Consider the following 12,957-nt stretch of genomic DNA (forward strand, 5'->3'; position numbering starts at 1 on the left):
GGTGGGCATTACCGAAGCCCGGCACCGAAAGGCCGCCGCCACCGGGGTGGTCCCCGGGCCGGACTTCAGATCCGGCGCGCCCCGAGCGGGGCGCGGGGTTCAATTCCCCGCGGCGGCCGCGGTCGTTCGTTATAACATCCATAACGTTACCCTAGGTTGGGGGTAGCGCCGACTTCACGTGTTCCACGATCCTCCGAACGCGAGACTCGTCGTCTCTCGTCTCCGGACGCACGTACACTCTAACGGTCGGTATCTCGGAAAGCGTGCGCTCCTTCAACGTTGCCACGATGTCGGAAACCTCGGATAACGGGACGTCACCGTTACGCGTCCTCACGATTACCTCGTCGGAAGAGGGATCGTACGGAACCACCTTCGAGGAATCCAACAGCACTCCGAAGGGTTCTCCCAGGTGTTCCTCGGAGGTTTCCACGGCCACCTTGAAGAGCTCACCATGTTTCGGTTCCACGGCCGCCTGGTACTCAGCCACACACTTGTACAAGCGCCGGTTCTTCAAGGATTTCACGAATTTACGGCTCTCGGGATTTTCCTCCAACGCGCGTAGTAAAGTTGAGTCGTCCATGCTTTGAAACGTGGACAGTGCGTCTTCGCTTCGACTCAACCGATCCGGGTCGAATATACGGAGGTCCAGGTCGTCGTCTTCGACGGCAACATGCATCGCCCAGAGCAACATCGCATCGCCGGCACGGCATGTTTTGTGGAAGTACACCGCCCTGTACATGTGGTATCGGGATATCAACACGGACTCCGCCGCTTCCAATCCCTTCTCATGCACGACCACTGGATCACCCAACTCCAGGGTGTGCAGGAGCCTGTCGAGTTCGATTCGGCCGTACTCCACGCTGGCGTGAAGGGAATCACGCATGAGGTAGTCCAGGCGGTCTACGCCGAGGTTCCCGGCTATCACGGAGTGGAGTACGCTAGTCCATCCATCACCGGGTCCGAATGCCACTTCCAAGGTAACCTCGACGTCCATGGCGTCGGCCCTCTCTAGCACGACCTTAGCTACGGCACGACCGATGTCCTCATGATCGACCTTGAGCTCTTCCTCCAGCAGTGGCTCCGGAACATGCGAAAAGGGAGGGTGACCCACATCATGCAACAGACCGGCCAGCCCTAGCACCTCCTCGATGTAGGATCTCGAGAACTTACCGACGTCCGGCACGTTACGCTTGAGCTCTTCCCAGTGAATCTCCATCACACGGTCACACAGGTACTTCACGCCCAAGCTGTGTTCGAGCCTCGTGTGGGTGGCACCAGGATACACCAGCTCCGCGAGACCTAACTGCCGAACTCTCCTCAACCGTTGGACTTCGGGTGAGTCCAGTACGCGCTCCTCAACCCCCTGCAGCTCGACGAATCCGTGGACCGGTATCCTGATGATCCGGCCCATCCTCTTTCCCCCGCAGCTCTCGTTCTACTCTCTCGACGGCCCACTGGTACTCCTCACTCCAAATCGTCCTCTTGACGACATCCAGGGCCCTTTTGCAGGCGTCCACGTGGTCCTCATCTAAGTGGATTCGAGTCAACTCTACGAGTGCTTCCAGCAGGGCGGATTCGCCTCGGACTAGAGCTCGGGGACGGGGATGAAGGAGCCCCCATCCTACAACCCGCAACTCCGCTGTCAGCGGTCTCCCTTCGTGTATCTCCTTAGCTTCCAGCTCGAGGTAAGCCCTGGTTCCCTCCGCGACCTTAGCCCCGTTCCCGACTGTCTCGACAGCTAACTCATTCGACAGCGCCTTCAGAAATCGGATGGGATCAGGCACTACACACGCGGTGAGCTTTTCGGTCCGAACGAAGTTCTCGTAGGTACGGGAACCTGGGTACAGGTTCACGACGATGGAATCCCCGTGCACGCGCAGTCCCACGGGTGCTACGTTTTCACCCGAAGGCCCGTCGGTCACCGCGAGAACCTCGTTGACGGCATCTCTGCGCAGTCCGAAGAACTCTAAAGGGGGTTCGATCTCCTCGCTTAAGATCTTCTCGGCGATCCGCCGTGCCTCCTCTGGAGTACTTACACGGAACAGCTCGGGACAGGAGAGTACCCTAGCAAGGTACACCGTTAGGGCCTCATCCCCAGATAGCAAGCGTATCCTAGCCCCGCCGCCAAAAGATCGGCCGTCGAGCCTGGGTTTATACCATCCTTGTGTAACTCACGGTCGAGCTCGTAAAGGGCCCGAGTTTCAGTCACAGGCCTATCACCAGCAATCCGCAGAATTTCCTGTGCGGCCTCTGAAACCCGTAAAGCCACTCTGAGTCCGTGTTTCCTCCAAATCAGCGTATCCGGCCGTGTGGCAAGCTCTTCTAGAAACGTCCGAACCACCGCCTCGTTGATGTCGTATTTCTCGCGCAATTCTATCACGTGAAGGCCTATTCGAAGACTGCGCTCGAGTCCGCGTACCCAATCCTCGGCTACCGCGTCACGGTGTGCGGCCGCCTGCAGCGCCTCGTACATCGTTGTCCCTTTTTCCAGCACGTCCTCCGGGCGTGAAACGTCCGGGACTCCCGAGCCTCGGACCCTGCGCATCCCGCCGGCACCGGCCAATTTGATAGCACGGTACAAGTAGTACGCGTCTCGCTCCTCGGTCTCCTTCGCCAACTTCAAGGCCTCACGCCGAACGTCGTTGGGGTCCAAGGAAGCACGGGCGAGAGCTGAAGCGAGCAGGACGTCGAGGATCAGGATACCTAGATTAGTGTTCCCACCGGTGTGAGCCGACATGGAGTGTCGAACCGCCTCGTAAAGGTAGCGCCCGAGCGGGACGCGCTCTCTTCTAGCTGCCATCTCCGCAACTTTTCGGAGTACCGGCTGCGCAGCGACGGCACTGGCCAAGAAGTGCTCGAACCTGGTGTCGTCGAAATCCCTGGTCCTGTGGACGTTTCCGGGCTTAGGCCAACTTGAGACCTCCAGAAGCGCTCCTAGTGTTAAGCTGACGGCAATACGCTCCGGCTCGTTCACCAAGTGACGAACCACCCCATTGCGTAGCCGAGGAAGAACCCAGCCACCACGTCCGACGGGTAATGAGCCCGAGAGAGCACTCTGGATATCGCCACGATGATGGCCACTACGACGACTATGATCCCCAAATTAGGGGACAGCTTCCAGAACACCGGAATTAGCGAAGCCACTCTGGTGGTATGGGTGCTGGGGAAGGAGTACCCCCACGGGGTTCTACCTTCTCTCTCGGGCCTGGGTCTACCGACGACCACCTTCAAAATTTCGCTGGATACTGTTGAAAGCACCAGCGCTTCGAGCACATGAAAACCCAGCAGACGGTCGAACAGCATTAAGATCAGGGAAGAGGGGAACAAGATCCAACCACTGAAAATTAAACCGATGAGCTCGAAAGCTACGTGGGGTCGCTTCGGGATCTTCTCGATCACGCGGTGGTCGAACCGCACTATGATTTCAGCCACCGCACCACCTCCGGGGCGAAGTACGTGAGTATCAAATCCGCCCCAGCTCTCTTGATGCACGTGATGGACTCCAGCACAGCGGCTCGGTAATCCACGTACCCCGCCTCGGCCGCCGCCTTGATCATCGCGTATTCACCGCTAACCTGATAGGCCGCGATGGGGTGGTTGAACCTCCGCCGAGCCTCGCGCACAACGTCCAGGTAGGGCATCGCCGGCTTAATCATCAAGATGTCCGCTCCCTCCTCGACGTCTAACTCCAGCTCGCGGATCGCCTGGCGGAAGCACCTGGGATCCATCTGGTAAGTGCTTCTATCTCCGAACTCCGGTGCTGAGTCCGCCGCATCCCGGAACGGGCCGTAGAACGCGCTGTGATACTTGGCCGCATAAGACATGATCATGACATCGCCGAAACCCTCACTCTCAAGCGCCTCTCTGATCACCTTTACCCGGCCGTCCATCATGTCAGATGGGGCGACGATGTCGGCCCCAGCTTCGGCGTGGGAAAGTGCCACCTCCGCCAGGACCTCCAGGGTAGGGTCGTTCAGCACCTTACCTGTATCCTCGTCAACGAGGCCGCAATGACCGTGGGTGGTGTACTGGCAAAGGCAAACGTCAGTAACCACAACGATGTCGTCACCGTACTCTTCCTTAAGCGCTCGCACGGTCCTTTGGACTATACCTTCAGGATCTGCGGCAACTCGACCTTCAGGATCCTTTTCTCTCGGAATTCCGAAAAGTATGAACGCCCGTAGACCCAAGTCCAGGAGTTCTCCGACTGTTTCGACGGCGGTTTCCACGGAGTGGTACCGTTGACCGGGCATTGAGGAAATTTCGTGGGTCTTCCCGTCCTCACGCACAAAGATCGGGTAGATTAGATCGTCTGGGCTCACTTCCGTTTCGGCGACGAGGTCACGGATCGCCTCGGACTTACGATACCTGCGCATGCGGACAGTCGGATACAATCTGTCTCTCCCCACGGGGAGTGCTTTAGGTTGATACGCGGGAGGAAGGAGTCCCGTGAAACGGCATTCGGCGTGGTGGACGTGTTCAAAGAGGCGTTCATAAAGTGGTCGGAGGGATGGGCGCGGCTGAAGGAGTTCGACCGGGAGGAAATGTTAAGTGCTTATTCTAGCTTCTTTCGGAGTCGATTCGGGGTGAATTTTAAGGAAAGGAATATTGTGAAACTCTTGAATCTTATTTATGGAATAGCCGTCAAGTACAGGAATATACTTGACATGGGTGAGAAGACTTTGACTGGTAAATTACGTACATATTTTATCCCCACCATAATGGTAATTATGGTAAAACAGTTCTATGGAAGGGTCAAAAGAAGAGAAGCAATGAAATACGTACGAGACGCGTTACAGTTTTACAAAACAGCGTATGAGCTGTCAGGTAGGGAGGAAGGATTTGAGGAAATACTGGTCGGGTCCTTATTACCTATTGAAGTACGTAAGGGAGAAAAGTTGCCGAAATTCTTCGAAGAATCATTTAAGGATAGCACTATTAGGAAGTTTTTAGGGCTAGAAGGTGAGTCTAATTCGATAAAATCTGGACTTGGATGTGTATTCATTCCATCGTGGCAATTCCGCGAGTTAAGAGCCGAGATAAAATTCGGGAAAGGGTTCGGTAGAGACGATGGTTATGTAGAGTATGTAGTGCACAGAGCAGGGACGTTTCGTGAGTGTTTGCTCATGGTCCCACAGCTGAGACTCGTACTCGTGGAGAACGTCGATGCTCCCGATAAGCGGGTATTCTTACCGTTCGATATGTTAGAGCTCGTACCGCCGGATCCAGCGGCGAGGATGAAACTGGAGAGCTTAGCCGTTAAGCTCACTCGCCCGTCTTAGGGCCCTGTACGCTACTCTACGATACTCGTCCGGTAGCTCCATAATCGCGGACGTCAGGACGTTAATCAGTCGCTTGGTGTAAGCCTCTGCGAAATCTTGGAGGACGTTTTCCGGATCTCCAGTCTTCAACCTCCTCAGTGCGCGTTCGAGCTCTCGATCCTTAATCTCATGCAGTGACTTCGCGACGTCGGCCACGAGGCGTCGCTCCTTCATCCTTTCAAGCTCTTCTTCCACGACCGAGAGTTCCTCCTCGATGAGCTTCTCCACCTTTGGGATCTCCTTACGCCGCCTCTCGAGATTCTCCAGCGCGATCACTCGGAGATCGTCGATGGTACGTACCTCGACGTCTTCGAGGTTCTCCACTCCCTTTTCGACGTCTCTAGGATTAGCGATATCGATTATCAGGACCGGGGACTGGCGGCCCCTCTTACGCAAGGCTTCTCTAACGTCGTCGACGTGGATCACAGGATGCGGGGCGGCCGTCGCTGAAACTACGACATCCGACCGGGCGAGATGATCCACGAGCTCGTCGAACCGTACCGCCTCTCCACCTAGCTCCCTCGCGAGCTCAACGGCTCGCTTGTAGGTGCGGTTCGCTACGAGAACGGCTCTGACGCCCCTATCGACTAGGGACTTGGCCACGGTCTTTCCCATCTCACCGGCACCGACCACGAGGACGGTCTTATCGTGTAGGGAACCCAGCTCCCGCTCCGCCAGCTCGACGGCGGCAGATCCTATAGACACCGCACCTTCACTGATCCGAGTCTCCTCCCGGGCTCGTTTGCCCAGGTTGATCGCCCTTCGGAAGACTATCTTGAGGACTTCATCCAACGTACCCAACCGTGCGGCACGGTCGTACGCCTCTTTCACTTGACGTAGGATTTCCTGCTCCCCCACCATCATCGACTCCAGCCCGCAGGCTACACGGAATAGGTGCCTCACGGCTTCCGAACCTCGCTTAATCCAGGCATCGTCGTGTACGAGATCCCGAAGATCTTCGGCACGATCCCCCGCCCCAGAAGTGTACACCTCGACGCGGTTACATGTCTGGAGGAGGACACAGCCGGAGAGTCCGAAGGACTCGACGATGTCCTTCACAGCTTCATCGGACTCGAACCTGGCCTTTTCCAGCTCCTCTACTTCCGCCTCCTTGTGGGTGATGCCGACGCACACCAGGTCCTCCATCTACCTCCCTCCTCGCGGTTGTCGGTCAACGTGGTCGCACGATGTTAATTAGCGACCGGTTCCATCGTGGCGGGGGGAGAATTCCGTGTCGAAGTCTGAAGCCCTGGCTCACCTTTCCATCATGGAGGCAACCTACAACGTGAAGATAAAGAACAAGGAGGAAGCCGCCGAGGCGATCGCGGAGAAGGCGATGGAGTTCGGAGTCGAACCCATCCACATCTGCACCGCCCTCAACACCTGGCTGGCCCGCATGATGTCGGAGGGAGAAATCGAGGAGGGTGACGAGATAGAGATCCCACGGGAGCTCATCGAAGGTATTGAAGTGAAAGGCTAACCCAAGATTCCGGCAGCCAGCTCGAAGGCCGTGACGATTCGTGCCGCCACTGTCCACGCATCCAGGGATTCGTCGTATATTCGGACGACGTCGTCCGTGCGATCGTAGAACTCCTCCGAGAAGTCCCCCTTCGGGAAACCACCTACTACGACCCCTATCCTTTCCACGCCGGCGTCCAGGAGCCCGGCCATATAGCCGACTGGTTCGATCAGATCGCCTCGTTCGGAAAGTAACACGTTGACCTCGTTGGCCTCAAGCACGTCCCACACACTGACATCCAGAACCTCTATCAGCGGCTCATCGGAATCCGGAGGCGCCTGACCCTCCTTGAGAACTTGTTCCATGAGTCCGATGAACCGATACTGATCCCTCGGTAGCCTGACGTCTCCACGGAACCATATGACGAGGTCATGCCTGGTGTGTACGTACACATCTAAGGCGTTCTCCCGAGATGCGGGGGAGTCCAGTACGTGAAGCAGCGTCACGTGAACTATGTCGGGGCGACCACGGCGGTCACGCTCCGGGAGCCGTTTATCTTGCATAGCTACGTGGTGCTTGCTCGCTATGAGGAGGCATTCCCCAGGCTTTTTCCCACGCCGTTTCGCCCACCTCACCACGTGTTGATGGCCTCTGAGCTTGGGCGGGATGAACTCCAGCTCCGACTCCGCTAGCACGAAACAGAGACGTGGCATGCGGGGGCTACCCCCGTGGTATCCCTCGTCATCACGGATATCGACGGCACGATCACGGGAGACGATAGAGCCGTCCACCTAAAGTGCGTCCGGTACCTGCGGGAACTACAGAAACGCGGGATACTGGTTGGTATCGCCACCGGTAACACCCTTTATTACTCCAGATCGGCGGCAACTCTCCTCGGCTTCGAGGGTCCGTTGATCGCGGAGAACGGAGGGATAGTCGCCGTGGACGACGAGGAGATCAGCACGGTACCGGAAGAGGACGTCGAGTTAATCCAAGAAGCGTACCGAGAGCTCCGCCGGCGACTCGGTGTGAGGCGTACCGAACCACCCGGGCTCCGCCGAACCGAGGTCGCTATCTACCGTGATGTACCCGTCGAGGAAATCGAACGCGTGTTGGACGGGCTCGGGTACTCCGACCGTATCGAGGTAGTGGACACGGGCTTCGCGTATCATTTGAAGTCTAAGCAGGTGGACAAAGGGAAGGGGCTCCTAGTCATCTGTGAGCGGCTCGGTATCGACCCGAACGATGTGGTAGCCATAGGAGACGGGGATAACGACGCTCCACTGTTGAAAGCTTCGGGGTTGGGTGTGGCACCAGCGAACGCCACTGAGAATGTCAAGCGAATCGCGGACGTGGTACTCGACGCAGAGGACGGTGACGGAGTCGCCACCTTCCTACGGAACCTCCTCGAGGAGGTGGACGCTTGAAGTTGTACCCGCTAGTTCGTAGAGTGTTAAAGTTGCTGTCATCGGCGGATTCCATCGGTGTCATGGCCGATATCGACGCGGACGGCGTGTCGGGCGCAGCCACGCTCTGTGAAGCTTTCGGGGTAACGGAGGACGACGTGTGGTTCCCCTCAGGAGGATTCTACGGGGTACCTAAGGCCGAGTTCCGCGACATGTTGGAAGAGTACGACGTCGTCGTCGCCGTTGATCTTACACCTCCCCCCTTCCCAGAGGCTAGAGACAGGGTTGTGGTCATCGATCACCACCCTACGGACAGCCATTACCCGATGACGGTCAACCCATACGAGATCCCTGCCCTCCCGACTCACACGTCGGCGTCAGCTCTTGTCGGCATGCTCGCACACCGCACGGGAGGACTGAATCGGCCGTGGGTTCCTCTGATAGGAGCGGCCGGAGACGGTATGGAGGGAGGGGCCGTGTATGACACGCTGGCCTCGATGACTGATCCTGGGTACTTAATTCCGAGTAGGGGCCGGAACCTCACCCCATTGCAGGACGCGGCGGCCACCGTGAACGCAGCGCGTCGGGTAAAATACGATGTAGGAGCCAGAAAAGCGTTGAAGGTGCTGATGTCGGCGGATTCTCCGTACGACGTGACGGAGTCTCACTTACAGCGGTACCGAAAGCGGGTGAGGAAGCACCGGGCTATGTGGTCGGGTGAAGCGGAGCGCACGACGCACATCGTGGAAGGGATCGGTTACGCGGAGATCCACACCGAAGTGGACGTCGAAGGATTGGTCGCCCGTGACCTCCTAGATCGATTGAACCTCAAATGCTCCGTGGTGGTTAATCTCGCCAGAAAGCCGTGCGGTCTTTACAAGGCAAGTGGTAGGTCCCAGGGCTTCCCGGTGAACGAGTTGATGGTGAAGATGGCGAGATGGTTGGAGGGGTCCAAGGCCGGTGGACATCCCAACGCGGCGGCGCTACATTTCTCCGACGGTGATCCACGAAAGGCGTTCAATCGGGCCCTTGACCAGCTGCAGCCTTGATGAGACCTACGAACGGTGGCGACGGGTCACCGGGACGGGACTTGAACTCCGGATGGAACTGCGTGCCAACGAAGTAAGGGTGATCCGGCAGTTCGAGGGTCTCCATGCGCCCGTCGGGTGAACGTCCCGAGAACTTCAGTCCGTAGTCCTCTAGTTCGCGAACGTACGATGGGTTCACTTCGTAACGGTGTCGATGCCGTTCCAAGATGATCTCACGGTCGTCGTATAGGCGTCTGAGGAGCGACCCTTCCTCGAGCACCACGGGCTCAGCACCTAGCCGCATCGTACCACCTTTCCGCTTCACCCCGCGCTGTTCCGGAAGCAGGTCCACGACGGGATGATCGGTGTCAGGATTGAATTCTGTGCTATGGGCATCCTCGAGCCCGAGAACGCTGCGAGCGTATTCTACCACGGCGAGCTGGAAACCCAAGCAGATACCCAAGAACGGGACGTCGTTCTCCCGTGCGTATCGAATCGCCTCGATCTTACCTTCGACACCTCTCCTGCCGAAGCCACCTGGAACTAATACACCATCGGCGTCTTTCACTTCTTCCCACGCCTCGGAGTCACCGGCTTCGAGCGCCTCAGAGTCCACCCACGCTACGTCAACGCCGACCCCGACATGAGCTCCAGCGTGAACTAAGGCCTCCCGAATGCTGATGTAAGCGTCCGGTAAGTCCACATACTTACCCACGACTGCGATCCTGGTCTCGTCGTCGGCTTCCTCGACCTTGGTGACGAAATCCAACCAGTCGGAGTAATCAGGTTCGTCCGCGTCGAGACCCAAACGCTTGCAGATGTAATCGCCGAAGCCCTGGCGCTCGAGCAACAACGGCACCTTGTACACCAAGTCGACATCGTGGGCGTCGATTACAGCCTCCCTCGGGACGTTCGTGTGCAGGGCGATCTTCCGCTTGACACCATCGTCTAGGGGACGCTCACACCGACAGACGATAGCGTCCGGCTGGATACCTAGGCTACGGAGCTCTTTGACGCTATGCTGGGTGGGTTTCGTCTTCAGCTCGTGGACGTGTTCCAAGTAGGGAACGTAGGTCAAGTGGACGAACATCACGTTCTCTCGACCTTCCTCCAGCTGTAGCTGCCGAACCGCCTCGTAGAAGGGCATTCCTTCAATGTCGCCGACGGTACCACCTATCTCCACCAGCACGACATCCGCGCCACTGGCCTTACCTACCTCGCGGATCCACGACTTGATCTCGTCGGTTATGTGTGGAATCACCTGGACGGTCTCGCCCAAGTAGTCTCCACGGCGCTCTTTTTCGATTACCCGCTGGTAGATCTTGCCGGTCGTGATATTGTGGGCTCCGGAGAGCGTGACGTCCATGAATCGCTCATAATGGCCTAGGTCCAAATCCGTCTCAACACCGTCCTCCGTGACGAACACTTCTCCATGCTGGAACGGGTTCATGGTGCCCGCGTCCACGTTAATGTAAGGGTCGATCTTGACCGCTGTGACCTCCAGCCCTCGTGCTCTCATGATCTTGCCGATAGACGCCGTAGTGATACCTTTCCCGATACCGGACACTACCCCGCCCGTGATCACGACGAACTTCACGAGCGCCCCTTCACGCTCCGAGACTCGAGAAAGAATAAGGTTGCGCGGTACTCTCCGGTCCGCTCGGGAGCCAGAAGCCATTCCTCCTGTCCGCTTCTCTCCCGGGATCGAAGTGCTTTGAAATTTCGGCGGTTCTCGACGCCGCCACACCATCCTTCGAATGACATAATTTCGGACTAGTACACCGTGAAAAATGACTCATTCACGACCACGAGCACCTCTACACTAGAATCGCGGTAATGGTAGTTATCATCGACCTCAAACCTAGTATGACTCGGCCAGCATGTGGATAACTCTCGAACGGTCGGTTCTCGGAGGTGAGAGGTCTTTGCACTCCACGCGAGTGGTGGTTGAAGAGACCGACGTAACCATACGGGCGGACTCGAAGGAGTCAGCATCATCGGCGGCAAAGGCCGTGAAATTACACCGCTCCGAGCTCGACAGGTACGTCGCCAGAGACCCTGCTTTCGTGACGGCTAAAGTACCGGTGAGAACGCTTGAGGATGCTCCAGAGGTCGCGAAGCTGATGTCAAAAGCTGCGGAACTGTTCGAAGTGGGTCCTATGGCGGCAGTGGCGGGAGCTATCGCCGAGTTAGCAGCCCGAGCCGCGGAGCCGACGGTGATCGTGGACAACGGAGGCGATGTGCAGGTCAGGGCCAGGAGATCCGTAGTCGTCGGCCTGTACGTCTCGGACAACCATCCTCTCTCCGGCAAAATCGGGTTCGAGATTGAGGGAGTACTAGGGATCTGCACTAGCTCCGGCAAGTTCGGTCACTCTTACAGCGTCGGGGAGGCGGACGCCGTCACGGTGTTCGCGGAGCGAGCTTCGCTCGCAGATGCCGCCGCTACGGCTATCTGTAACCTTACCTCCGGTGACGATCCGGAGGCCGCGGTACAGCGCGCCCTCGAGTTCGCCGACGACTTCACCGGGGACTTGATCGAGGCCGCCGTCGTTATTCGAGAGGACTTCGTCGGGATTTCCGGTCGTCCACCCAAGATCGTGTCGCTGAAGGGTGGTCAAATTAAACCGTCACGCCTCGAACCGACCATCTAACTCTACTTCGTGCGGAAAAACCGGGCGAACTCTGGATACCCGGCTCTCCTTACCTTCTCCTGCAAAGCTTCCAAGAACTCGACGAGACCTTCTCCCGTCTTGGCCGAGATCGGAAACAAGGTGTCGAGCCACTGGCGCCATGGGGGAAAGAGGCCTAACGCTTCGGCGACGGCGTCCATGTGTTCCTCGAACTCAATCGGTTTGATCTTATCTATCTTGTTCGCCGCGACCACAGGGTCCAATCCTACCTCGTTCAGGAACTGTAGCATCTCACGGTCGATGGGTATTTCGCCCCTACGCTCCCAGCGTTCCGCTATCTCCGGAAGAGCCTTGGCGTCCACCACGTGGATCGCGAACAAGATATTGTCCTTCTCTTCCAGGTATCGAACGATGAGATCCTTAACGCGCTCTTGATACCCTCTGGGAATCCCACTCATGAACCCGAATCCTGGCATGTCGACTAGAACGAGCTCGCCGTCTAGCTCGTGGAATACGGGTTTACGGGTAACACCGGGACGCTTACCTACTCGGGCGTCGACGGCTCCTCTGGTTATCGCCCTGATTAAGCTGGACTTACCAACGTTCGAGCGACCTACGAGCACGATTTCGGGCAGATCCCGCTCTTTGAGCGGATCCTTCGGCACGTAGCTGTGAACCGCCAAGACGCCCTTACACCGCCGCCATCGTGTGGGCGATTATCAGCAGCACGGCCACCGCAAAGCACGCATAGAGTATGTGATCGGGGTCTATTTTGATCCCGGGCGCTTCCTCGTCCCAGAAGCTTAGGATACCTGCACGTGCCGGTGGTAACTCAGCCCTCTTCTTCTCCATCTTCTTACCCAAACCCGCCACCCCCAGCGCCGTACGATCGCGCCATCTAAATACGCTTGCGCCCGCGGATCCCGAGGACGACTTTTTGATTTTCGCGTCGCAGGAAGGGTCACACTTGTATCTATAACCAAATCTTCAAGTCCAGTTTTCCGATGCTCCGTTTTACACACGACTATGTCGAGGAAAATCCCGAGATTGAAGAGTACGTGAAGTAGGAGTAGGAATAGGGAAGAGTGAAGTGCTGGAAGGAGGAATTAGGCC

General features: G+C 57.4%; 15 protein-coding genes and 1 tRNA gene. 6 read left to right on the top strand and 10 right to left on the bottom strand.

Annotated elements, in window-relative coordinates:
• Positions 1–30: 30 nt before the first annotated feature.
• Positions 31–119: transfer RNA gene (locus BW919_RS02040), tRNA-Sec, on the top strand.
• Positions 120–151: 32 nt separating this feature from the next.
• Here BW919_RS02040 and BW919_RS02045 read toward each other — a convergent pair.
• The 5 genes from BW919_RS02045 to hemB are packed head-to-tail and all read right to left on the bottom strand — an operon-like array spanning position 152 to position 4,376.
• Positions 152–1,411, bottom strand: a complete 1,260-nt coding sequence (locus BW919_RS02045) for an HD domain-containing protein (protein WP_088335309.1) — start codon at positions 1,409–1,411, stop codon at positions 152–154.
• Complete coding sequence (locus BW919_RS02050) at positions 1,356–2,105, bottom strand: DUF447 domain-containing protein (protein WP_157665896.1); 750 nt, start codon at positions 2,103–2,105, stop codon at positions 1,356–1,358. The genes BW919_RS02045 and BW919_RS02050 overlap by 56 nt, the downstream gene beginning before the upstream one ends.
• Positions 2,081–2,974 (bottom strand): triphosphoribosyl-dephospho-CoA synthase, encoded by an 894-nt coding sequence (locus BW919_RS02055; RefSeq protein ID WP_232452927.1) that lies wholly within the window; start codon positions 2,972–2,974, stop codon positions 2,081–2,083. The genes BW919_RS02050 and BW919_RS02055 overlap by 25 nt, the downstream gene beginning before the upstream one ends.
• Positions 2,971–3,432 (bottom strand): phosphatase PAP2 family protein, encoded by a 462-nt coding sequence (locus tag BW919_RS02060; RefSeq protein ID WP_088335315.1) that lies wholly within the window; start codon positions 3,430–3,432, stop codon positions 2,971–2,973. Before BW919_RS02060 ends, BW919_RS02055 begins: the two co-directional genes overlap by 4 nt.
• Positions 3,417–4,376 carry a porphobilinogen synthase gene (gene hemB, locus BW919_RS02065; RefSeq protein WP_088336466.1) on the bottom strand — a complete coding sequence of 320 codons (960 nt, stop codon included), beginning with the start codon at positions 4,374–4,376 and terminating at the stop codon, positions 3,417–3,419. The genes BW919_RS02060 and hemB overlap by 16 nt, the downstream gene beginning before the upstream one ends.
• 48 nt (positions 4,377–4,424) lie before the next feature.
• Here hemB and BW919_RS02070 point away from each other — a divergent pair, with 48 nt between their 5' ends.
• Positions 4,425–5,282: a hypothetical protein gene (locus BW919_RS02070; protein ID WP_088335317.1), complete on the top strand. Its 858-nt coding sequence runs from the start codon at positions 4,425–4,427 to the stop codon at positions 5,280–5,282.
• Here BW919_RS02070 and hemA read toward each other — a convergent pair.
• On the bottom strand, positions 5,253–6,467 hold the full coding sequence (hemA, locus tag BW919_RS02075; RefSeq protein WP_088335319.1) for a glutamyl-tRNA reductase: 1,215 nt from the start codon (positions 6,465–6,467) through the stop codon (positions 5,253–5,255). The genes BW919_RS02070 and hemA overlap by 30 nt on opposite strands.
• Positions 6,468–6,552: 85 nt before the next feature.
• On the opposite strand from hemA, the gene BW919_RS02080 reads away from it, so the two are divergent.
• Complete coding sequence (locus BW919_RS02080) at positions 6,553–6,801, top strand: hypothetical protein (RefSeq protein WP_088335321.1); 249 nt, start codon at positions 6,553–6,555, stop codon at positions 6,799–6,801.
• Here BW919_RS02080 and BW919_RS02085 read toward each other — a convergent pair.
• Positions 6,798–7,493 (bottom strand): 16S rRNA methyltransferase, encoded by a 696-nt coding sequence (locus BW919_RS02085; RefSeq protein ID WP_088335323.1) that lies wholly within the window; start codon positions 7,491–7,493, stop codon positions 6,798–6,800. The genes BW919_RS02080 and BW919_RS02085 overlap by 4 nt on opposite strands.
• 15 nt (positions 7,494–7,508) lie before the next feature.
• Between BW919_RS02085 and BW919_RS02090 the strand changes: the two genes are divergently transcribed.
• Entirely contained in the window at positions 7,509–8,207 is a 699-nt protein-coding gene (locus BW919_RS02090; RefSeq protein WP_088335325.1) for a phosphoglycolate phosphatase, read from the top strand.
• Positions 8,204–9,235, top strand: a complete 1,032-nt coding sequence (locus BW919_RS02095) for a DHH family phosphoesterase (RefSeq protein ID WP_088335328.1) — start codon at positions 8,204–8,206, stop codon at positions 9,233–9,235. The genes BW919_RS02090 and BW919_RS02095 overlap by 4 nt, the downstream gene beginning before the upstream one ends.
• Here the strand turns inward: BW919_RS02095 and pyrG are convergent.
• The gene (gene pyrG, locus BW919_RS02100; RefSeq protein WP_343224393.1) at positions 9,204–10,847 is read right to left on the bottom strand and encodes a glutamine hydrolyzing CTP synthase; all 1,644 of its coding nucleotides are present in this window, start codon (positions 10,845–10,847) and stop codon (positions 9,204–9,206) included. The genes BW919_RS02095 and pyrG overlap by 32 nt on opposite strands.
• A gap of 292 nt (positions 10,848–11,139) precedes the next feature.
• Here pyrG and BW919_RS02105 point away from each other — a divergent pair, with 292 nt between their 5' ends.
• Positions 11,140–11,865 (top strand): UPF0280 family protein, encoded by a 726-nt coding sequence (locus BW919_RS02105; RefSeq protein ID WP_157665900.1) that lies wholly within the window; start codon positions 11,140–11,142, stop codon positions 11,863–11,865.
• Positions 11,866–11,867: 2 nt separating this feature from the next.
• On the opposite strand, the gene engB is transcribed toward BW919_RS02105, so the two are convergent.
• Both engB and BW919_RS02115 read right to left on the bottom strand, forming a co-directional pair.
• The gene (gene engB / locus BW919_RS02110) at positions 11,868–12,527 is read right to left on the bottom strand and encodes a GTP-binding protein EngB (RefSeq protein ID WP_232452903.1); all 660 of its coding nucleotides are present in this window, start codon (positions 12,525–12,527) and stop codon (positions 11,868–11,870) included.
• Between the two features lie 7 nt (positions 12,528–12,534).
• A complete protein-coding gene (locus BW919_RS02115; RefSeq protein ID WP_088335333.1) occupies positions 12,535–12,708 on the bottom strand; it encodes a preprotein translocase subunit Sec61beta in 174 nt (57 codons plus the stop codon).
• Positions 12,709–12,957 lie beyond the last annotated feature (249 nt).

This window comes from Methanopyrus sp. KOL6 (genome assembly GCF_002201915.1).
Classification (GTDB): Archaea; JAADCQ01; Methanopyri; order Methanopyrales; family Methanopyraceae; genus Methanopyrus.

Bases quoted from the DNA above. Each gene is read 5' to 3' on its own strand.
- BW919_RS02045 (WP_088335309.1), bottom strand. From the start codon at position 1,411: ATGGGCCGGATCATCAGGATACCGGTCCACGGATTCGTCGAGCTGCAG.
- hemB (WP_088336466.1), bottom strand. From the start codon at position 4,376: ATGCGCAGGTATCGTAAGTCCGAGGCGATCCGTGACCTCGTCGCCGAA.
- hemA (WP_088335319.1), bottom strand. From the start codon at position 6,467: ATGGAGGACCTGGTGTGCGTCGGCATCACCCACAAGGAGGCGGAAGTA.
- BW919_RS02085 (WP_088335323.1), bottom strand. From the start codon at position 7,493: ATGCCACGTCTCTGTTTCGTGCTAGCGGAGTCGGAGCTGGAGTTCATC.